Below are 20,439 nucleotides of genomic sequence, written 5' to 3' on the forward strand. Positions count from 1 at the left end.
GAAGCTCCGGTGCCGCAATGGGCGGAAGGTTTGTAAACCTCGGGGGACCGTAGTGGGTTACTTGACCTTAGCGGCCCTTGATCTAGTGGCCGCCTTGCGAGGATTGACCTCCGCTGCATCGACCGTGTTCGGGCCGGGGGATGACGGCGTCGAAATGCCAATTCTGGATACACCGATCATCGCCCCGGGCAGCAGCTCATCGGGTTTTGGCCCGATGGCGCCGACAGCGAAACTGAACTCGATCGACAAGTCATACAAACCCTCATGCAACCCGTGATGTTTGATCAGGATCGTAGTGAGCTGCTTTAGCGTCAGAGGTTCAGTGGGCGCTGGCGCTTGCATTCATCGGTTCCCAGTGAGTAGGTTGCTGCGGGGTTACGAGACGAGTTTCGGCGATTCCGCTGCCTTGCAGCGTCACCGTAAGATGGTGATTGTGGACATGCTCGACACGGCTCACAGCGTGTTCGTCCGCGCAGGCGGCAGCGGCAGCCCGTGTCATGAACTCGTTCAGGGTCTGCCCCCGACGATGCGCCTCGATTGCACATTTCCTGTGCAGATCCGGCCCGATCCGGATGTTAAAGGAGCCGCTGTACGACTTGTTCGGTTCGCGGCCCTTCGCCGCACAAAGCTCCAGGTAGGCGTCGACGGTCTCCTGAAAGGCGGCTTCGAGTTCGCGGACAGATTCTCCGTTGTACATCAGCAGGCTATCGATGAACAGAACCTTGCCGAACAGGCGCTTGTCTTCAGCATTGAATTCGACCGAGCCGACGTACCCTTTGTACTCGAGATCGTTGCTCATTCTAGATAACTCCCCATTCTGCCAGTCGTTCCCGAACGTCCCGGATCTGCTTTGCCCAGAGGATACCGCCAGGGTGGGGCCGGTGCGTGTGAATGACCTTGTCGGCATCCGACCTCAGCACAAAGAACTTGTGCGAGGAGCCGCCAGAAGTTTCCTCGAGATCGAACCCGAGACGATCCATCATCGTGACGAAATCGTCCCAGCGAAAGTCCTTAACCGGGGGCTCTGCCAAGAACCGCAGTAGTAATTTTTGCTGTTTGGACATCGGATTATGCAGACTTCTTCAGTCTTCTGCAACTAACGGATAGTGACAATATTGTCGTTCTCTGTCGCCTAAGACACGCATGACGCTTTCGATAGTTGGTGCATAGCATTCGAGCACACCACCTCGACGGGCGATGGCGCTGCCCGCAATCCACTGCCGCCGCCGTTCTATGCGCAACGCAACAGCATATCAGATGGCATAAAGATGAAAGCCGACGCCGTCGTGTTTAGTCTCGTTCCGGCTGTTGATTCGGCCTTTCAGTGCAGGTATCTCGATCGAGATGAGCTTTGCGGACGGTCCGGTATTCACCCCTCAACGCCCCTCCGGCGGTGTTCCCGACTTACGACCGTAACAGGCTATGCCGCCTGAACAACCCCACCGGCAACGCCCGCTCCAGCCGCCACGTAATCGACGGGAGCCGATCGCCCTCCCAGCGGTCCAGCGTTACCGGCCCCAAGGCCTGATACGTCTGCCCGCGCGCGTCGGTGAGACGTCGCCGCCGTCAGCGCAGCAGTTCCGACGCCAGCGTGCGGATCATGCGCTCGGCCTGCCCGAGATAGCCGCGGCCGAAGAGGTTGAGGTGGTTGAGGATGTGGTACAGGTTGTACAGCGTCTTGCGCAGCTCATACCCTTCGGCGGGCGGCCAGGCGCTGCGGTAGGTGGCGTAGAAGGACGGGGGGAAGCCGCCGAAGAGTTCGCTCATCGCGAGGTCGGCGTCGCGGTCGCCGCGGTAGACGGCGGGGTCGAAGATGACGGGGGTGCCGTCCGCGGCGATGGCCGCGTTGCCGTTCCACAGATCGCCGTGCAGCAGGCTTGCGCGGGGGCGGTAGTCGAGGAACAGGGCGGGGATGCGTTCGAGGAGCTTGTCGGCGTCGCGTCCGAGGGCGCCGGCGTAACCCTTCGCGCGTGCCATCTGCAGTTGCGGCACGAGGCGGCAATCGACGAAGAACCGCGCCCAGGCGTCGTGCGGTGTGTTGTGCTGCGGGGTGGCGCCGATGTAGTTGTCGCGCATCCAGCCGAATTGCTCGTCCGTATCGCGGTGCAGTTCGACGAGCGCCTCGGCGAAGCGCCGACCGTCTTCGGCACTCGCGAGCGGGCGCAGTTGCAGGTGTTCGAGCAGCAGGAAGGCCTCGTCGTCGGTGGTGCCCCATGCGAGCGGGCGCGGCACGCGGAAGGCGTCGCAGGCGGCCAGCGCGGCGAGGCCGTCGGCTTCGGCCTCGAACATCGGCAGCGCGGCGGCGTCGTTGAGCTTGAGGAACCAGGTCCGGCCGCCCGCCGCCACTTCCAGCGCGCGATTGATGCAGCCGCCACTGACCGGATTCAGGCGTGCGCCGGCGAAGTCGATGCCGCTGGCGGCCGTGAGGGCGCGGGCGAGGCGGTCGTCCGGAGTATGCGGGTGCGCCAACTGCAGAAGTTCCAGTCCGGGCCGGCGCGGGTCAGGGTGTGGAGATGGCCTCGTGCGCGGCAATGCTGTCGACGAGCTTCTTGTCGGCCACGGTGGTGTGCATCGCAAACCAGTCGAACATGAAGTGTGCGAGTTCCTCGAGGGGCGCGCTGTCCGTGTAATAGAGGTTGGTTTCGTGCTCCAGCCGGCGCAGCAGCCACGCGTGTTCCTCGCGGTGTTCCTCGTAGCCCGCGTAGCCGACGTCGAGCATGATGTTCTCTTCGCTGACGAAGTGGAACTCCGCGTACTTGCGCACCTCCAGCAGCAGGCGCATGGCCTTTTCCTTCGGGCAGTGCCGATCCGCTTCCACCGATACCGCGCGGATCAGGTCGATGAAGGCGCGGTGCTCGGCGTCGATGCGCGGGTGTCCGACCTCGAATTTGCTGTCCCACTTGATGTCAATCACGTCCGTCTCCGCCTGGCGAGTCTGGGTGGCGCCTCGCCGTGCGGCTGGATCTGCGCGGAGGGCTGCCCCGCGCATATCCTAACCGAATACGAGCGCGGGGGTGGCCGGGAGCGTGATTGCGCGGCGCTTCAGGCGCCCGGGCGCGCAGTGCCGACGACCAGGGACGGCGTGGGGGCGGCCGTAGCCGGTTCGGCGCGGTGCTGCGTGTGCAGCCCCGGGATGTGGCGCTTGACCACGGCCAGCGCGAGGAAGGTGAGCACCATGGCGCTGCCGAGCAGCGACAGGTAGCTGTCCGCGCCGCCCGAGGTGATGACGGCAGCGCCGGCGAAGGAGCTCAGGATCGCGCCGAGGCGGCCGAAGGACAAGGCGGAGGCGGTGCCGGTGGCGCGCATCATGGTCGGGTAGACGTAGGCGCACAGCGCGTACATGGTGGCCTGGACGGCGATCACGAACATGCCGTGCACCCCCAACCCGATCATCAGCCAGGTGGTGTTCGTCGCGAAGTCGACGCCTTGCAGCACGAAGGCGCTCGCGGCGGCGCCGAGGCTGCACAGGATCAGCGGCCAGCGCGAGCCGTAGCGCGTGATGGCCAGCGCGCAGCCGAGCGAGCCGATCACGCCGCCAAGGTTGTAGGCGGTGAGGCCGGAACCCGCGAGGGCGGCAGGCAGGCCTTCGGTGGCGAGCATCGTCGGCAGCCAGCTGAAGGCGGTGTAGGTGGCGAGCATGACGAGGAAAAAGCCGACCCAGATCGCCAGGGTGTCGCGTGCGCGGCCGTTCTGGAACAGGGCGGTGAAGCCGGCGCGCTGCTCGGCACCGGTTTCCGCGGCGTCGACGAAGGCCGTGCCGGGGTCGGCGGGGCGCTCCATACGCGTGAGCAGTCGCCGCAGTTCCGGCCAGCGCGCGGTCTTGCGCGCGAGGTAGCGGGCGGATTCGGGCAGAAGCGCGAGCAGCACGAGGCTGTAGGCGACGGGCAATGCGCCGCCGATCCAGAACAGGCCGCGCCAGCCGAGCACGGGCAGGACCGCGCCGGCGAACAGGCCCGCGAGCATGCCGCCGAGGGGATAGCACACGATGGTCGCGGTGACCGCGAGGGTGCGACGGCGTGCCGGGGTGAACTCGGCGGTCATCGTCGAGGCGCTCGGCAGTGCGCCGCCGATGCCCAGGCCGGCGAGAAAGCGCAGCGCGGCGATCGCCGTGACGTCGGGCGCGAAGCCGATCGCGATCGTGGCGGCGCCGAACAGGAACACGCTGGCGATCAGCACCAGCCGGCGGCCGAGGCGGTCTGCGACGATGCCGGCGCAGGCACTGCCGACGGCCATGCCGACCAGGCCTGCGGCGACGGCGGGCGCGAAGGCGGCCTTGGTGATGCCCCATTCCTTGATCAGCGCCGGGATGGCGAAGCCGATGAGCTGCCCATCGAAGCCGTCCATGACGATTGCCAGAGCGGCGAGCGTCACGACGAGTCGTTGCATCGACGTGAATGGTCCGTAGTCGAGTATGCCGCCGATATCGACGGGCGCGGACTTCTGCTGCATCGGTGTGTCTCCAGTGAATGACGGGTTCGCTCGGGGGCGGGCGATCCCATTTGGCGAAAACGATACTATCTTGATTGATGGACAGCAAGCAATTTGTATCGCATTAGTAACGCATTTCCCCCGTAACGCTTGCCGACGTTGCGGTGTCGGCGTATCGCAAGCGGATGAAAAAATACGTCACACTCGGACGGGAATTCCTTGGCGCGCTTGTGGTCTTTTGGATGGGCTTGCACGTTGAATGGACGTGTCATCCTGTCGACAGGGAGGCCACCATGAAATGGTTCAGACTTGCACTTGCGGCGCTCCTGGTAGTGGGCACCGCGCTGCCGGACGTGGCATCCGCGGATCGCGGCCGCATCGGCCGGCACCACAGCCACTCGCGCCTGGGCGTGCACATCGGGATCCCGCTGTTCTGGGGATGGCCCGGCCCGTATTACGGCTACTCGCCCTACCGTTATTACGCGCCTTACCCCTACTACGCCTACCCGCCGTATTACGCCTATCCGCCGGCCATGAGTGCGCCATCGTCGCCGCCGGTATATATCGAACGCGACGATGACGACGCGGACGGCGACCGCAAGTCCGCGGGCAGCTACTGGTACTACTGCGACCGCCCCGAGGGCTATTACCCCTACGTCAAGGAATGCCCCGGCGGGTGGGAGCGCGTCGCGCCGCGGCCGTCGCGTTGAGGGAGGATCCGAACATGAAGAACCGTTTCCATTTCGTTCCGCTCGCGGCGGCCGTCGTCACCGCGGGTTGCGTGTCGCTGCCCTCCGGGCCGAGCGTGCTCGTGCTGCCCGGCACCGGCGCAAGCTTCAACGAGTTCCGCGCCGACGAATCGGCCTGCCGCCAATACGCGTACGAATATATCGGCGGCCGTTCGGCCGGGCAGGCCGCGGCCGATGCCGGCGTGCGCAGCGCCGTGGTCGGCACGGCGATCGGCGCCGCAGTGGGTGCGGCGGTCGATGGCGGGCACGGTGCGGGCGTCGGTGCCGCTACCGGGCTGCTGGTCGGCAGCGCCGCGGGCAGCGGTGCAGCCGAGGTGTCCGGCTACGAAGCGCAGCGGCGCTACGACCACGCCTACGTGCAGTGCATGTACGCGAGCGGTCATCGCGTGCCAGTGTCGGGCCGCTATTCGCCCGGCCGCTCGGATCGCTACCGCAGTACGCCGCCGCCGCCCGCCGGCACGCCCCCGCCGCCGCCGCCCGGCGTGCGCTGACGCGCGTCGCGGCGGTGATCGTCCGGCCTGCGTTCAATACTTCACGCCACGCCGGCGTGACGGCTCGCTATGCTGGACCTCCTCTCGCCCTGACGGCGACCGCGTCGGGGCGACCAGCGCCGTACGCGCGGCCATTCCGGGTGCGGCCGCGCCGATCGACGATTTCGTGCCGTAACCCTGCGGTGCGACCGTAGCGGAGGACCGCCATGTCAGATGAGTCGAATTCCCGCGCTGCCGGGCCGGCCGGCCCCTGGCTCCGGCTGAGGAAGTCCGCCGGCCGGCTGCAGGACTGGTTCGCGATCCAGTCCGCACCGGTCAAGTTCCTGGTCGTGGCAATCGCGCTGCTGATTCCCCTCACCGGCATCTACTCCCTGATGCTGGCGCAGAAGCGCGCCGTGCTGGCAGAGGAGGTCAAGGCGATGGCGGTCGCCCGCGGGGCGGGGGTGTGGGCCTTCGACGAGAGCGTGCCGGTGGTGCTCGGCAGCGGTTCGGTGCTCGGTTTCCTCGATACCAACCCGGTCGAACGTGTCACGGTGATCTACGAGCCGCTGATGTGGAACCTGTCCGAGCGCATCATCCTCGTGCAGTCGCAGGGGCAGCAGCACGCCTATTATCCGAGCGACCTGGAGACGAAGATCTTCGCCGACAAGGCGGTGTCCGCGCCGTGGTCGGCCCGGCTCGCCTTCGTGCCTCGCGCCGAACTCGGCGAGAACGCCTTGAAGGTGTTCGAGCGCCTCGACCAGCGCTTCGCCAACGGTCGCCCCCGTTCGGCCGACGACGGCTGGCGCTCCGCGGTGAGCGGGGTGTTGTCGACGGCGCTGATGCTGGGCCTGCTGGCCTTCCTGTTCATGCAACTGCGCGGGCAGTTCAAGGCGCTGAAGTTCATCGAGCCCGGACACATACGCGGCTCCATCGACGAACTCGTCGGCATGGACGACATCAAGGCCGAGGTCGCGCAGATCAAGGACCAGTACGAACGGCGCGCGCTGTACGCCGAATACGGCATCCGCAAGCCCTTCAACGTGATGTTCAGCGGCCCGGCCGGCACCGGCAAGACCAAGCTCGCGAGCTATCTCGCGAAGGAGCTGAACCTGCCCATCCTGTTCCACTCCGCCGCGAACCTCGAGACCGGCTATGTTGCAGGCGGCGCGAACACCCTCAACCGCATCGTGTCGATGGCGAAGCGGCGCAAGCGCTGCATCGTGTTTCTCGACGAGGCGCAGGATCTCTTCATGAAGCGCGGCGGACGGCGCAAGTTCGACGACGATACCGCCAATACGCTGCTTGCCGTGCTCGACGGCGTGCGCAGCAAGGACGAGGCCGAGATCATCTGGATCGTGGCGAGCAACTTCAACAGCCAGACCATGCAGATGGACGAGGCGATGCTGCGCCGCTTCCAGATGAAGGTCGATTTCCGCCTGCCCAACCGCGAGGAGCGGCTCGCGATCATCCTGCACTACCTCGCCCAGCGCGCCGACAAGGTGCTGCCCGGCCTCGACCTGAGCCACCTCGTCGGCGTCACCGAAGGGCGCAGCCCCGCGGACCTCGAGACGATCGTGAACCAGGCCGGCATCACCGCCGTGCAGGCGGGCGAGATGATAGGCGCCGACACCCTGATGCAGGCTGCGGAGCGCGTGCTGGTCGGCAACGTGAACTCCAGCACCACCGACGAACGCGAGCGCGACCGCCGCATCATCGCCGTGCACGAGTGGGGCCACTTCCTCGTCGATCTGCAGCGCGAGCGCGAGCTCACGCACGACGACTGGGACCGCATCCTCGCCGACATGAAGACCATCAAGATCTCGCTGAAGGCCATCCCGCGCAGCAACGCGCTCGGCTTCGTCTTCCACAAGCAGGGCACCAACCTGCTCAAGACCAAGGGCGACATCGAGCACGACGTGCGTGTGCTGCTCGGTGGCATGGCCAACGAGGAGCTCTTCTTCGGCGAGGACGGCACCACCAACGGCGCCCACAACGACATCACCCGCGTCACCCAGCTCCTGCATCACGCCGTCGGCGAGATGGGCATGTACCGCAAGACGCGCCTCAACTTCGGCGCCCTCGCGAACGACGGCCAGGGGCCGAGCCGCGCCCTCGACGAGGAAACGCGCGCCATCATGGAGGCGCAGAGCGAGCGCCTGTATGGCGAGACCAAGGCGGTGCTGGCCGAGCTCAAGCCGCTTACGGAGCATCTGGCCGGAAAGCTGATGGAGGCCGGCGAGATGGGGCTGGAAGACGCGCTCGCCGAGATCCGGCGCTTCGAGGCGGAGAATTTGGCGTCGGACCGTAGCGTGGGCTGGAGCGCGTTGAAGGCCGCAGGGTGAGGCCGGCGGATCGGTCCGCACCGCGTGCTCAAGGGGCCAGACGCAGCTCCCAGATTCCCGCCGGCGGCGTGTTGCGCCAGATCACCGATGTCCGCTTCCAGCGCAGGTGGCGCGGCGCCGCGAAGGGCGCACGCGGATGGTAGGTGAACTGCACCAGCTTGCGTTCCGGGCTGTGCGCGAGGAAGCGGCACAGGCTGTGAGCGGTCTCGGACGCAACATGCGCGGGAAGCGAACGGAAAGGCAGGCTGGAAACGAGGACGATCCGGCCGGGGCGATCGAACAGCGAATCGACTACCTGCCGTGCCGTCGCCTCGCGCACGTCCATCGACGGATAACGATGGCGCAGGCGCTGCGCGAGGGCGGCCTGCAGTTCGACCGCGATCAGCGGCACGCCGGGCAGCCTGGTCAGCAGCGCGTCGGTCACCGGGCCGGTACCTGCGCCCAGTTCAACCACGAGGTCCGCACCGTCCGCGGCACTCGCCAGCGCGTTCGCGAGCGCGCGCGACGACGGCAGCAGCGTGCCGGTCGAGCCCGGATTGCGCAGCATCGCGACCAGCAGTTGCAGGTGTGCGGAAGGGGTGGCGAGGCGGAACATGGATGCCATCTTAGTCAGGCCCTCCTGTCCGTTGGTGGATGCGTGCGTGTGGAGTTGTAACGGCGAGCGGCGACGACGCCTGCCGCGCACGCGTGAATCGCGACAACTCCTGTGCTGCAGTGTAGTACCGAAGGAAGATGAAGGCGGGCTGTCTCGTGCCCCCGGTCGCCGTCAGCGACTCGCCGGGTCGGCAGGTTTCTTCGGTTCTTCCGGGGCGTCCAACCCCCAGTCGCCGTATTCGTACCAGTCTTCGCCGAGCATCTCGGCCGGGTGCAGGGTGCGACCGGAGCCGTTGCCGCAGGCGAGCGAGTCGGCCGGGCAGTACTTGTCGCAGCCCCAGCAGATCCGTTCGGGGTGCTTGGGGTGCAGGGGAAACTTCTTGGCCATGTCGGGGAGCCTCGTGACCGCTTGGTGTGCGGATTCTGTGAATTTCCGACTATTTTACTCGGTCATGGCCGGCGGGCTTTGACGTCCGTCAAAACGATTCCGTGCGGCTGCATCGGGGGCGCGGGCGGCGTATAGTCGCGTCTCCGCGAGAAATCCCCGCAACGACCCCTCATCGATCCTTCCGCGCCCGCGTCCGCCGCTCCGCCCGGAGCGCTGCCGCACGGCGCCATCGCCGCCGACCCAAGATGTCACTGCCCCGCTTCGATCCCGCCGAATACGCCATCCAGCTCGCCGACAAGGCAGCACGCTTTGCCAGCGACTTCGCGCCGCTGGGGGTGCCCGCGCCGGAACTGTTCGCGTCCGAGCCCCTGCATTACCGCCTGCGCGCCGAGTTCCGCATGTGGCACCACGGCGACGGCCTGGTCGACTACGCCATGTTCGCCCCGGACGACCCGAAGACGCCGGTGCTGCTCGACGATTTCCCCGCCGCCGCGGCGCCGATCTGCGCGCTGATGCCGCGCCTGCGCGACGCACTGCGCGCGAACGGGGTGCTGCGGAAGAAGATCTTCCAGGTCGAGTTCCTCGCGACGCTGAGCGGCGAACTGATGGTGAGCCTGGTCTATCACCGCGCGCTCGACGCGGACTGGGAAGCGGCCGCGCGTGAGCTTGCGACCGGGCTGGGCGTGCAGGTCATCGGTCGCAGCCGCAAGCAGAAGATCGTGCTCGAGCGCGACTGGCTGCTGGAGGAGTTCGAGGTCGATGGCCGGCCCCTGCGCTACCAGCAGATCGAAGGCAGCTTCACGCAGCCCAACGGCGGCGTGAACCGCCAGATGCTTGGCTGGGCGCGGCGTCAGGTCGCCGGTGTGGGCGGCGACCTGCTGGAACTCTACTGCGGCAACGGCAACTTCACGATGGCGCTGGCGCCGCTCTTCGACCGCGTGCTCGCGACCGAGGTCAGCAAGTCCTCGGTGCGCGCCGCGCACTACAACATCGAGGCGAACGGCGTCGACAACATCACGATGGTGCGCATGTCGAGCGACGAGATCAGCGACGCCTTCGCCGGCGGGCGCGAATACCGCCGCATGAAGGACGTCGAGCTCGCCGGCTACCATTTCTCGACGCTGTTTGTGGATCCCCCGCGCAGCGGCCTCGACGACGCTACCGTCAAGCTCGCACGCGGTTTCGACCGCATCCTGTACATCTCCTGCAACCCCCTCACGCTGCGCGACAACGTCGCCGCGCTCGCCGACACCCACGAAATCTCCTCGGCGGCGGTGTTCGATCAGTTCCCCTACACCCACCACTTGGAGGCCGGCCTGCTGCTGACGCGGCGCGGCCTGTCCGGCTGAGGGCTCAGCGGCCGCGCGTCGTCGCCCGCGCCTGCGACGGCGGATCGGGCCGGTCGGCGTCCTGCAGCGGATAGGAATCGGCAAAGTAGGCCGGCCCCTTCATGATCAGCACGATCACGGCGCCGATCGCAAGTATGGCAACGGTGCTGAAGGTCAGGCCCAGGATGCTGAGGCCGATGATGTCGGCGGTGGTGATACTCGCCGTAGGATCCGGGCCGATGCCGGCCCACGCCATCAGGCGGGCGAGCGCTGGCGCCAGGGCGGCGATCAGCGTGCCGCCTGCCAGCACAAAGGGGAGCCGTACGAGCAGGCTGCGTTCGAACGCCGTCGAGACGGCGTTCCTGTCGGGGGATGCGGGGGAGTTCATGGCGACTCCTTTTGTTCTGGTCGAGGTTTGACGCTTTCGGGCGCGGATGATTCCGTGCAATATCTTTCGTTTTGCAACCTGCGGGGTTCACTCGACGGTCGATAGCAAGCTTAAGCCGACTCAGGGGATACGTCAGAAATCTTTGATTTTTCTACGATGGTCCATCTGGAATAAAATCGAAAAGCACAGGTTTGCCAGTCTTGCGCTCAACCTGCCATACAAGATAGATATTAAGATAGATGCCAGAAACCAGCTTCGAAATACCCCACAAGGAAATCGGCAACCCGAGAAAAGTCAATAGAAGCAGGACAGCCTCAGCGCCACCGGCTGCATCAGCAATCCTGGAAGTCGCATAACCTGCGCTGGTCAGCGGGGCCAACGCCATAACTATTTTTGCTCCGTGACTGTTCCATAGGCGGCCGAGCATTGTGTTGCTGCTAATCGAAGGTGTTTCGAGATCCGTTTTTCGTTCCCACCGCAACGTAACGTGATCGGTAGATTCAGCGAATTCACGTTCTATGTAACGCTTCTTTACGACTCGTCGGCGTGTTCCGTTGAGGTCGATCCAACTCCACAATCCACCCGCAAAGAAAATTACAGTCCATTGCAGTAGCCGGACTTCTAACGGTTGCGGAATCAGGATGAAGTACGCAAAACCCATAAACCCAAAGAGGGCGAGAACTGGCGTCGCACTTGCAAAGCCGATAGCAATTGCCCACGTGAGTGCTCGACGAATTCTTAATTTAACGTGGCTAATGGCGAGAAAGGAAACTCCTCCTGCAATTCCAGATGCGGCGAAAATGGTCGGGGCGTCGCTTGCGATTCCGAGGCTATCCTGAATTGCCCAAGCGCCAAACGCGGAAAATAGACCAAGAAATATCCAGCTCCATGCGAAAATTTTGCACCGATCGGCATCGAACGCTTGTCGACGATGAGATACGTTACTCATTGTGCCCCCTGCGACAGCATCTCATGGACCGATGACTGGTAATTTGAGTAATCGTTTGGAAATTTTTTGTCGAGATGTGCAGCTGAATTCCGAGCCGTTTCGGCGATAGTTGTTGTGATTCCAAATTTTGAGTCGAGCCATGCGAGTCCATAGCCTACAAGAACTGCTGCGGCAATTGCTCCAACCACCACGACCGCACCTAAAATAGCCCCACCCGTCAGGGTCAATATAATTGACGTCGCCACCGAACCAATCCACGCGCCCAGCGCAGCCCAAGCAACATCGGTAAAAATTTTTGCACCAAGATCGAAGAAATCCCGTTTAGGTCGGCCCGTATTGGGATTGCGCGCTTCATAATCGGAAAGCCATTCAGCTACGTCTAGGCTGATGGTGAATACCACGGCCCAACCGGCGGCGCCTTTGAAACTGCCTTTGGATGCGTCCCATGCGGCTTTGTGTGCCCCTTTCAGCGTTCCTGCGCCGGCACTGATGGCAACGACCTTGCTGTTGTCCGAAAGGTAGCGAGTCCCTTTCAGATACTCGCGCAGCTTGTGGTTTCCCTTGAAAATGATGTAAGCCTTGTCCTTGACCTTGGTAATCAGGAATTTTTGAGTCCACAGTTCCCGAATCCACGCCTTGTTGCTGTCGAGATACGCGATGGTTCCCGTGATCTGCGCCCACAGCCAGTTGCGGGTCATCAATTTGCTTGTGTCGACGGCAGTTTCCTCGCCACCTTTCTTAAAGAAATCGGCGATATCATCCGGTAACGAACCAAGGTTCCGTCTGACCTCCAATACATGCATGGTCTCTGTCGATCCGGGGGTACTGCGGCTTGTTCCTGCATCGGGGGTGGTGGAGTCGACTACCACGATCATAGGTGCCGGCTTTGCCTTCGGATTCGACCCGTAGGCGAAGGGGTCGAATACGTTCGGTTCAAAGCGGCCCACGACCTCATCGCCCCGCTTTACCAGCAACACGCCGTTGAATTCGCGTCCGACCCAGAGATGTAGTTGCTCACCATCCTGAAAATGGACTTTCTGTTTCAGTCTGGCTTCAACCAGTTTCTTGTCCCGGGCATTATAGAAGTCGCGTTGGGAAAGGATCGATTCGTGCGGCCTGCCGGGCGATCCAGCTCTCAAGACGGGGTTCGGCTCGCTTTCAACTGTGTACGTGGAGGCCGGCTTCATCTTGAACTGCAGGATGACGTCTCGATGTTTGCGCAGAATCACTTCGACCTTCTCGCTTGAACGCCAGCAGCGAACAGCTTCGCCGGGCAGATCAATGCAGACACGCTGGTACCCGGTTTCGGGAGTCGCTTGACGTTTGGTTTGTTCGGCAAGCATCTTCATTTTTGTTCCTTACATGCGACGACGCGGTTGGCGTCCATTGAAAGGCCCTAGCGGCACGTTCCTAAGAATTGTCTTCCCGGTGGCATCCAGCATTGCTGTTTTGCTCGCCCCGTCGTTGAAGGACAAAGCAATATGTTCTCCTGCGGCGGGCTTACCATCAGCGTCGAGATAGCGAATTTCCATGTCGCGCTTGAGGCGCAGTTCGCCCACCTTGGCAGCATGTTCCGCGTTTTCAATGCTCGCAGGTCCGGTCAGAACTTTCTGCGAGGCCTTCAGCTTGACAGCGCCCGGTGCGTGCAACTGGATGTTCCCGCCCTCGATCCTGAGATACGCCCCCTGCGCGGTGGCGAGGATGTGCTTCCTGGCGGTGGCGGACAGCGCGGCGGTGGTGCTGGCGACCGTCACCTTCTTGTCGGCGGCGGCGTTGAGCCTGCCGCTCTGGCTTTGCACGCTGACCTGCCCGCTGGCGGCATGCAGGTGGATGCCGGTTTCGGTGTTGGGTTTCTGCCCGCCCGGGGCCTTGCCGACGGTGAAGAGCGCGAGGCCATGCGCGATCGCCATGGCGTGATTGCCTTGGCTGACGAACTGGGCGTCGCTGGAGGCGGTGACGAGGTTCTGCCCGGCGGCGAGGATGAGGTCTTGCGGGGTGAGCTGGGCGATGCCGGCGGGAGCGCTGTACTGGATGCGGGGGGCGGACCAGGCGGGGACGGTGCCGGTGCCGCCGCCGGCGGCGAGGAAGCTGCTGGGGCTCGCGCCGGCGTCGGTGTCCTGGCGTTCGGCGGTGCTGCGCAGGACGTCGAGGGCATGTTCGAGCGAGGTGGTGGCGGGGAGGCTGTCCGGGGCGTCGTCGCCGCTCAGGCCCGCGTGGTGCTTGTGGGCGGTGGCGGCGAGGCCGTGTACGAGGTCGCGGGCTTCGTCCGTGCGCTCGATCGCCTCGCGGCTGTCGAGGTGGGGGCCGTGCGCGCCGGGCCGTGCGTCGGCGCTGACGAGCAGTCCGCTGCCGGCGCGGGTGGCGAGCGCGGCGCGGGTGGCGAGTTCGGCGCCGTGTCCGCGGCTGGCCGCGCGGGCGTTTCCGCTCTGCTGCTTGAGGTGGCCCAGTTGCAGACGGGTGTCGTGCTGGGTGGTGGAGAGTTCGATGCGCGCTTCGTTGGCGGTGTCGTCGAACACGAGCTGGTTGTAGCCGCCCTGTCCGCTGCGGCTGGCGGAGAGTTCCTGCGTCTTGATGCCGGAGAGGCTGGCGCGGTGGGTGTGGGCGGGATCCGAACGGCCGGCGAACCAGGCTGGGGCGTTGGCGGTGGCATGCTGGGTGCCGCCGGCGAGGCGGTTACCGGCGCCGTCCGGGTTGCCCTCGCCGTTGTAGAGGGCGCCGATGACGACGGGCCGGTCGATGTTGCCGTGCTGGAAGGCGATGAGCACTTCCTGGCCGGGACGAGGGACGAGGTGGCCGCCCCAGTCGGCGCCGGCCATCGGCGAGAGCAGGCGCAGCCATACGCCGCGGGTGGCATTGGCGGGGGCATTGTCGCTGCCGCTGGGGTGGGGCTGGCGGCTCGCCGAGCGTTCGCCGCGTTGCCAGTGGAACTGCACGCGGATGCGCTGGTCGCGGTCGGTGTGGGTTGGGGCGGGCTCACCCGTTCCGGCGCAGTCGCCGACGACGATGGCTGTGGTGGGGCCGCTGGCGGTGGGGCGCGGGTGGATGGCGCGGCCGTGGCCGTCGTGCAGCAGCGCACGCCACGGCGCCGCGGCGGGGACGCAGCGGATGCGGTTGCGGTAGAAGTCGGCGGTGTCCCCTTCCGGGGCGGGGCTGCCCGCGATGACGGGGAGTGTCGCGAGGTTGTTGCGCGCGCGGTGCGTGACGGCGGTGATGAGGAAGCGGCGCTGGTCCGCGTCCGTGCCCAGGTGGCGTGCGTGGTCGCGGAGTTCGAAGGTGGTGCCGGGGGCGGCGTCGCGCACGGTGCCTTCACCGACCATCTCGCGCTGGCGGGCGTCGATGGCTTCGCGCTGGCGCCGGATCATGCGTTCGCCGTCGGCTGTGGTCTGCCAGGCGTAGGGGCCGGGGTCGTCGGTGGCGACGGTGGTGGCCGCTGCGTCGCGATGGGCGCTGTCGGCGGCCTGGGGGCGGGTCGCCAGGCTGCGGTAGTCCCAGCTCGCGGCGCGGGTGGTGGTGGTGTCGAGGCGCGCGGTGGCGCGCCAGCGGTCGAGGCTGTCTTCGGCGAGCGTCGCGCCCGCCTGGGTGAAGCGCACCTGCGGCTGCGGGTTGTCGCGGAAGGCGGCGTTGTGGTCGGCGATGACGAGGGTGTGGGCGCCAAGCGCGGGGCCGCTGTCGGACTGGTGCTCGAACCAGCAGAAGAGGCCTTCCTCGGCGAGCAGGCGGTGGAGGAAGGCGAGGTCGCTCTCGCGGTACTGGGTGCTCATGCCGCGGCGCGGGTAGGCCGCAGGATCGGCGAGCTGCCAGCGCCACGCGGGGGCGAGTCGTCCGCGGCCCTGCCAGTTGCCAAGGAGCTCGTCGGCGATCTCGACGACGCTCATGTCCTGGAAGAGGTAGCTGTCGCGGGTGTGGCCGAGGAAGCTCAGCCACGGTTCGATGGTCAGCCGGTAGCGCGCGAAGCCGCCGTCGGCGCCGAGGCGGGCGGCATGCGTGATGTGGCCGTGGAAGGGGCGCGGCGCGGTGCGCGAGGCGGCGGTGAGGAGATCGACGCGTGCGGGCTGCCCGAGCAGGGCGGCCAGCGGCAGCCTGGCGTCGGCGCTCAGGGCGGTGAGTTCGATGCGGAAGCCGGCATGCTCGGCGAGCGGACCGAGCGATTCGTCGATGGTGACCGTTTCGGCGAGCAGCACGTCGGGGCCGAGCGGCGTCGTCAGGGTGAGCAGTCGCGCGCTCTGACGCCAGCCGGCACCGCCGGCGATGAATTCGGGAATTCTGTCCATGTGGGAGCCGGGACGCGCGCCGCCGCGAACAGGGGCAGCAGCGGCGCTTGCGCCAGGTTGCAGGAAAGCCCGTTAGCATAACGTAAATCAATGTCATCGGGATTATCGTCGAGCGGCTCGCAGGGCGATGGAGGGGGTTGCGGCTTCAGCCGCGAATCGGCGATATCGCACGCGGCGCGGCCCATTCGCGGCTGAAGCCGCTCCTACGGGGGAATTGGTGTCGATCAGCGGCTCCCACGGGGGAATCGGTGCCGATCAGCGGCTGACCCCGCTGACGCGGTGGCACGGAGCGCGCAAAACGCGGTCGAAGTTGGTGGCGGATGCCTGCTGCGGGCTCGCGCGCGGGGTGCTGCGCTGCGAAAAATGTTGCTTACATTTTTCGGGTGTCTGGGCACAATGACGACAACGGGACTTGGTGCGAGGACGGCCATGCGACTGCACGGGTTTCTGGTGACGCTGCTGGGCCTTCTGGGCGCCGGCCTGTTCGCGTCCGCGGCGGGCGCGGCCGACGCGAATGCGCTCAACGTCTATAACTGGAACGACTACATCGCGCGCGATACGGTCCCGGCCTTCGAGAAGGCGACCGGCATCGCGGTGAAGTACGACCTGTACGACAGCAACGCGACGCTGCAGGGCAAGCTGCTGACGGGTGCGAGCGGCTACGACGTCGTCTATCCCAGCGTCGAGTATGCGGGCCGGCAGATCCAGGCGGGCATCTTCCAGCCGCTCGACAAGGCGCGCCTGCCGAATCTCGCGAATCTCGATCCGGTGATCCTCAAGGCAGTCGAGCGCGCCGACCCGGGTAATCGGTACCTCGTGCCTTACATGTGGTACACGACCGGGGTTGCGATCAATGTCGACAAGGTCGGGAAGGCGCTGGGCGGCAAGCTGCCGGACAACGCGTGGGACCTGCTCTTCGACCCGGGCGTGACCGCGCGCCTGAAGGGCTGCGGCATCGCGCTGATGGACGAGGCGAGCGACGTGATTCCCGCGGCGATGCTGTATGCCGGCGCCGACACCGCGAAGATGGACGCGGCCGACATCCGTGCCGCGGTCGAGCGCATCCGCCCGGTGCGGGGCGACATCCGCGTGTTCAACACGTCGCCGATCGACCAGATGGCCAAGGGCAGCCTGTGCGTCGCGATGATGTTCTCGGGCGACGCGCTGATCGCCGCGCGGCGGGCGGCCGAGTCGCACACCGGCGCGAACGTGCGCTACCTGATCCCGAACACGGGGGCGATGATGTCGGTGGACGTGATGGCGATTCCGCGCGATGCGCCGCACGTCGCCAACGCGCACGCATGGATCAATGCGATGCTGGATCCGCAGGTCGTCGCGCAGATCTCCAACGAGACCTACTACCTCAGCGCGAACAAGGCGGCGCTGCCGCTGACCGCGGCGGAGATCACGGGCAACCCGGCGATCAACGTGCCCGAGGCGCTGAAGCAGCGCCTGCACGCCAAGCCGGTGCTGACGAAGGAGGTTCAGCGCGAGCTCACGCAGGCGCTGAACCGCTTCAAGACCGCGAAGTAGCGCGGCCGGGCCGGGAGGCGGTCGTGGACCACAACGGCGACGGGGCGGCGGGGGGTAGGGCAAACCGGCGCGCCTACCTGCGCATCGAGGGCGTGACCAAGCGCTTCGACGACACCCTCGCGGTCGATGACGTGTCGCTGGAGATCGCCGAGCGCGAGATCTTCGCGCTGCTGGGCAGCTCCGGCTGCGGCAAGAGCACGCTGCTGCGCATGCTCGCGGGGCTGGAGATGCCCGACGCGGGGCGCATCGTGCTCGACGGCGAGGACCTCGCTGCCGTGCCCGCGCACCGGCGCCCGACCAACATGATGTTCCAGTCCTACGCGCTGTTCCCGCACATGACGGTGGAGGCCAACGTCGCGTTCGGGCTGTGGCAGCTGCGCCCGCGCCTCGCGCGTGCCGAGGTCGAAGCGCGCGTCGCCGAGATGCTGGAGCTGGTGCAGATGCAGCGTTATGCGCGCCGCAAGCCGCACGAGCTCTCGGGCGGGCAGCAGCAGCGCGTCGCGCTCGCGCGCAGCCTCGCAAAGGAGCCCAAGCTGCTGCTGCTCGACGAGCCGCTCGCCGCGCTGGACAAGAAGATCCGCCAGCGCACGCAGCTGGAGCTGGTGAACCTGATCGAGCGTGTCGGCGTGACATGCATCCTGGTCACGCACGACCAGGAAGAGGCGATGACGATGGCCGGGCGCATCGGCGTGATGAACGAGGGGCGGCTGCTGCAGGTCGGCACGCCGGGCGATATCTACGAGACGCCGGACTGCCGCTTCACGGCCGAGTTCATCGGCGAGACCAACCTGTTCCATGGGCGTGTCGTCGGTGGGGCACTCGCGTGCGCGGAGTTTCCCGCGCCGATCATGCTTCCGCCCGATGCGGCGCTGGCGCAAGGGGACGAGGCCTGGGTCTCGGTGCGCCCCGAACGCGTGACGCTGAGCCGCGTCGGCGCCGCATCCAGCCGAACGTCCGATGGCGCCGGCTGCAACGCGGCGACGGGAGAGGTCGCCGAGATCGCCTATCTCGGCAGCCATTCCGTGTATCACGTGCGCCTCGCCAGCGGCCGCGTCGTGATCGCGAGCGTGCCGTCCGTGCATTGGGGCGACGCCGCGCCGCCGACCTGGGGCGATGCGGTGCGCGTCGCGTGGTTCGCGCCCGACGGCGTGGTGCTGGCGCGATGACACGGCGGCGCTTCGTCCTCGCGCGCGGACGCTTCTGGACGGGGCTGCTGCCCTGGGCGTGGATGCTGCTCTTCTTCGCGCTGCCCTTCGCGCTGATCGTGAAGGTCAGCCTGTCCACGCCCGAGCTCGCGATCCCGCCCTACGTGCCGCCCTTCGTCATGGAGCCGGGCGAGCTGCTGCCGCATTTCCGCCCGGACTTCACGAGCTACCGCCGTCTGCACGACGAATTGCTCGCGCTCGGCACGCCCGGCGCGGACCTGCAGTACCTCTCCGCGTGGGGCGGCTCGCTGCTGCTGGCGGCCCTGACGACGCTGCTGTGCCTGCTGATCGGCTATCCCTTCGCCTACCACATCGCCCGCGCGCGCGAGGCCGCGCGCAATACGCTGCTGATGCTGGTGATGTTGCCGTTCTGGACCTCCTTCCTGCTGCGCGTGTATGCGTGGATGGTGCTGCTCGACAGCAGCGAGCTGGGGCTGATCAACCGCCTGCTGCTCGCGGCGGGCCTCGTCGATGCGCCGCTGCAGCTCCTTTACAACCAGGGCGCGGTGCTGGTCGGCATGGTCTACAGTTATCTGCCCTTCATGGTGCTGCCCCTCTATGCCAACCTCGTGAAGCTCGATCAGCGCCTGCTCGAGGCGGCCGCCGACCTCGGCGCGCGGCCGTGGACGACCTTCCTGCGCGTGACCCTGCCGCTGTCGCGGCGCGGCATCGTCGCCGGGGCCATGCTGGTGTTCATCCCGGCGGTGGGCGAGTTCGTGATCCCGGATCTGCTGGGCGGCGGCGACGTGCTGATGATAGGCCGCAGGATCTGGGAGGACTTCGGTCCCAACCAGGACTGGCCGATGGCGGCGGCGGTCGCGGTGACGATGGTGCTGGTGCTGCTCGCTCCCATCGTGCTGCTGCACCGGCATGGCCGCGCCAATGGCGACGACGGGGAGGCAGGACCATGAGCGTGCGCTCCCGTCCCGGTGCGACGGCCTGGCTGTTGGCCGTATACGCCTTCCTGTACGTGCCCATCCTGTGCCTGATCGTGTTCTCCTTCACGGCCGGCGAGATCACGACGCAGCTCGACGGCTTCTCGCTGCGCTGGTACGCCGAGCTCGCGCGCGACGAGGAGCTGATCGGCGCGGTGCTGCTGTCGCTGCGCGTGGGCGCGCTGGCGGCGACGGCGGCGGTTGTCGTCGGCACTGCGGCGGCTTTCGTGCTCGCGCGCTTCGGGCGCTATCCGGGCAGCGCCGCCTTCGCCGGCATGACGACGGCGCCGATGGTGATGCCCGAGGTCGTGATCGGGCTGTCGCTGGTGCTGCTGTTCACGCATCCGCTCTTCGCCTTTCTCGGCGGGCGCGGCGTCGCGGCGATCTGGGCCGCACACACGACCTTGTGTACCGCCTATGTCACCGTGCTCGTGCAGTCGCGCCTGCGCGAGATGGACCGCTCGCTGGAGGAGGCGGCGCTCGACCTCGGCTGCCCGCCGTTCAAGGTCTTCTTCGTGATCACCGTGCCGGTGATCGCGCCGGCGCTGCTGGCGGGATGGCTGCTCGCGTTCACGCTGTCGATGGACGACTTCGTGCTCGCCGCGATGCTGTCCGATCCCGGCAGCACGACGCTGCCGGTGCTGGTGTTCGCGCGCCTGCACCACGGCCTGAAACCCGAGATCAATGCACTTGCGACGGTCATCGTCGTGCTCGTGTCGCTCGCCGTCGTCGTCGCCAATCGCGCGATGCTGTCGGCGCAGAGGAAACGCGCGGCGGCGCTGCGTCATGCGGCGGGAATTTCACCGACGGCTGCGCCAACCGTTACACTTTCGAGTCCCGACATGCGGAGGTGAGT

19 protein-coding genes are annotated in these 20,439 nt (G+C 66.3%); 8 read left to right on the forward strand and 11 right to left on the reverse strand.

What is annotated here, in order from left to right; genetic code table 11:
- Nucleotides 1-319: 319 nt before the first annotated feature.
- From U5817_RS00810 to U5817_RS00830, 5 genes are all read right to left on the reverse strand, one after another.
- Nucleotides 320-799, reverse strand: coding sequence for a type II toxin-antitoxin system HicB family antitoxin (locus U5817_RS00810; RefSeq protein ID WP_407279374.1), 480 nt, complete (start codon nt 797-799; stop codon nt 320-322).
- 1 nt (nt 800) lies between these two features.
- The gene (locus tag U5817_RS00815; protein ID WP_407279375.1) at nt 801-1,064 is read right to left on the reverse strand and encodes a hypothetical protein; all 264 of its coding nucleotides are present in this window, start codon (nt 1,062-1,064) and stop codon (nt 801-803) included.
- 502 nt (nt 1,065-1,566) lie between these two features.
- Nucleotides 1,567-2,469: a fructosamine kinase family protein gene (locus U5817_RS00820; protein WP_407279376.1), complete on the reverse strand. Its 903-nt coding sequence runs from the start codon at nt 2,467-2,469 to the stop codon at nt 1,567-1,569.
- Between the two features lie 31 nt (nt 2,470-2,500).
- Nucleotides 2,501-2,914 (reverse strand): hemerythrin family protein, encoded by a 414-nt coding sequence (locus tag U5817_RS00825; RefSeq protein WP_169125639.1) that lies wholly within the window; start codon nt 2,912-2,914, stop codon nt 2,501-2,503.
- 128 nt (nt 2,915-3,042) lie between these two features.
- Nucleotides 3,043-4,449 (reverse strand): MFS transporter, encoded by a 1,407-nt coding sequence (locus tag U5817_RS00830; RefSeq protein WP_407279377.1) that lies wholly within the window; start codon nt 4,447-4,449, stop codon nt 3,043-3,045.
- Nucleotides 4,450-4,721: 272 nt separating this feature from the next.
- Here U5817_RS00830 and U5817_RS00835 point away from each other — a divergent pair, with 272 nt between their 5' ends.
- The 3 genes from U5817_RS00835 to U5817_RS00845 all read left to right on the forward strand — a co-directional run bounded on the left by U5817_RS00835 (nt 4,722) and on the right by U5817_RS00845 (nt 7,992).
- Nucleotides 4,722-5,138 (forward strand): hypothetical protein, encoded by a 417-nt coding sequence (locus tag U5817_RS00835; protein WP_407279378.1) that lies wholly within the window; start codon nt 4,722-4,724, stop codon nt 5,136-5,138.
- A 14-nt stretch (nt 5,139-5,152) separates the two neighbouring features.
- A complete protein-coding gene (locus U5817_RS00840) occupies nt 5,153-5,668 on the forward strand; it encodes a glycine zipper family protein (RefSeq protein WP_407279379.1) in 516 nt (171 codons plus the stop codon).
- Between the two features lie 206 nt (nt 5,669-5,874).
- Nucleotides 5,875-7,992 (forward strand): AAA family ATPase, encoded by a 2,118-nt coding sequence (locus U5817_RS00845; protein WP_407279380.1) that lies wholly within the window; start codon nt 5,875-5,877, stop codon nt 7,990-7,992.
- A gap of 28 nt (nt 7,993-8,020) precedes the next feature.
- Here the strand turns inward: U5817_RS00845 and U5817_RS00850 are convergent, their stop codons facing one another.
- Together U5817_RS00850 and U5817_RS00855 are read right to left on the reverse strand one after the other, a co-directional pair.
- A complete protein-coding gene (locus tag U5817_RS00850; protein WP_407279381.1) occupies nt 8,021-8,596 on the reverse strand; it encodes a class I SAM-dependent methyltransferase in 576 nt (191 codons plus the stop codon).
- A 162-nt stretch (nt 8,597-8,758) separates the two neighbouring features.
- Nucleotides 8,759-8,974 (reverse strand): DUF3079 domain-containing protein, encoded by a 216-nt coding sequence (locus U5817_RS00855; RefSeq protein ID WP_407279382.1) that lies wholly within the window; start codon nt 8,972-8,974, stop codon nt 8,759-8,761.
- Nucleotides 8,975-9,219: 245 nt separating this feature from the next.
- Between U5817_RS00855 and trmA the strand changes: the two genes are divergently transcribed.
- Complete coding sequence (gene trmA, locus U5817_RS00860; protein ID WP_407279383.1) at nt 9,220-10,323, forward strand: tRNA (uridine(54)-C5)-methyltransferase TrmA; 1,104 nt, start codon at nt 9,220-9,222, stop codon at nt 10,321-10,323.
- Nucleotides 10,324-10,327: 4 nt separating this feature from the next.
- On the opposite strand, the gene U5817_RS00865 is transcribed toward trmA, so the two are convergent.
- The 4 genes from U5817_RS00865 to U5817_RS00880 form a co-directional block, all read right to left on the reverse strand.
- On the reverse strand, nt 10,328-10,690 hold the full coding sequence (locus U5817_RS00865; protein ID WP_407279384.1) for a hypothetical protein: 363 nt from the start codon (nt 10,688-10,690) through the stop codon (nt 10,328-10,330).
- Between the two features lie 151 nt (nt 10,691-10,841).
- Nucleotides 10,842-11,639, reverse strand: a complete 798-nt coding sequence (locus tag U5817_RS00870; RefSeq protein WP_407279385.1) for a hypothetical protein — start codon at nt 11,637-11,639, stop codon at nt 10,842-10,844.
- On the reverse strand, nt 11,636-12,988 hold the full coding sequence (locus U5817_RS00875; RefSeq protein ID WP_407279386.1) for a hypothetical protein: 1,353 nt from the start codon (nt 12,986-12,988) through the stop codon (nt 11,636-11,638). The genes U5817_RS00870 and U5817_RS00875 overlap by 4 nt, the downstream gene beginning before the upstream one ends.
- A 9-nt stretch (nt 12,989-12,997) precedes the next feature.
- Nucleotides 12,998-15,910: a type VI secretion system Vgr family protein gene (locus U5817_RS00880; RefSeq protein WP_407279387.1), complete on the reverse strand. Its 2,913-nt coding sequence runs from the start codon at nt 15,908-15,910 to the stop codon at nt 12,998-13,000.
- Between the two features lie 429 nt (nt 15,911-16,339).
- Here U5817_RS00880 and U5817_RS00885 point away from each other — a divergent pair, with 429 nt between their 5' ends.
- From U5817_RS00885 to U5817_RS00900, 4 genes are read left to right on the forward strand one after another with little or no spacing between them, the layout of a single operon-like run.
- A complete protein-coding gene (locus U5817_RS00885; protein WP_407279388.1) occupies nt 16,340-17,443 on the forward strand; it encodes a polyamine ABC transporter substrate-binding protein in 1,104 nt (367 codons plus the stop codon).
- Between the two features lie 23 nt (nt 17,444-17,466).
- Nucleotides 17,467-18,609 (forward strand): ABC transporter ATP-binding protein, encoded by a 1,143-nt coding sequence (locus U5817_RS00890; protein ID WP_407279389.1) that lies wholly within the window; start codon nt 17,467-17,469, stop codon nt 18,607-18,609.
- Nucleotides 18,606-19,559: an ABC transporter permease gene (locus U5817_RS00895; protein WP_407279390.1), complete on the forward strand. Its 954-nt coding sequence runs from the start codon at nt 18,606-18,608 to the stop codon at nt 19,557-19,559. Before U5817_RS00890 ends, U5817_RS00895 begins: the two co-directional genes overlap by 4 nt.
- Nucleotides 19,556-20,437 carry an ABC transporter permease subunit gene (locus tag U5817_RS00900; RefSeq protein WP_407279391.1) on the forward strand — a complete coding sequence of 294 codons (882 nt, stop codon included), beginning with the start codon at nt 19,556-19,558 and terminating at the stop codon, nt 20,435-20,437. Before U5817_RS00895 ends, U5817_RS00900 begins: the two co-directional genes overlap by 4 nt.
- Nucleotides 20,438-20,439 lie beyond the last annotated feature (2 nt).

Source organism: Aromatoleum evansii, from assembly GCF_045689615.1.
In the GTDB taxonomy this organism is placed as follows: domain Bacteria; phylum Pseudomonadota; class Gammaproteobacteria; order Burkholderiales; family Rhodocyclaceae; genus Aromatoleum; species Aromatoleum evansii.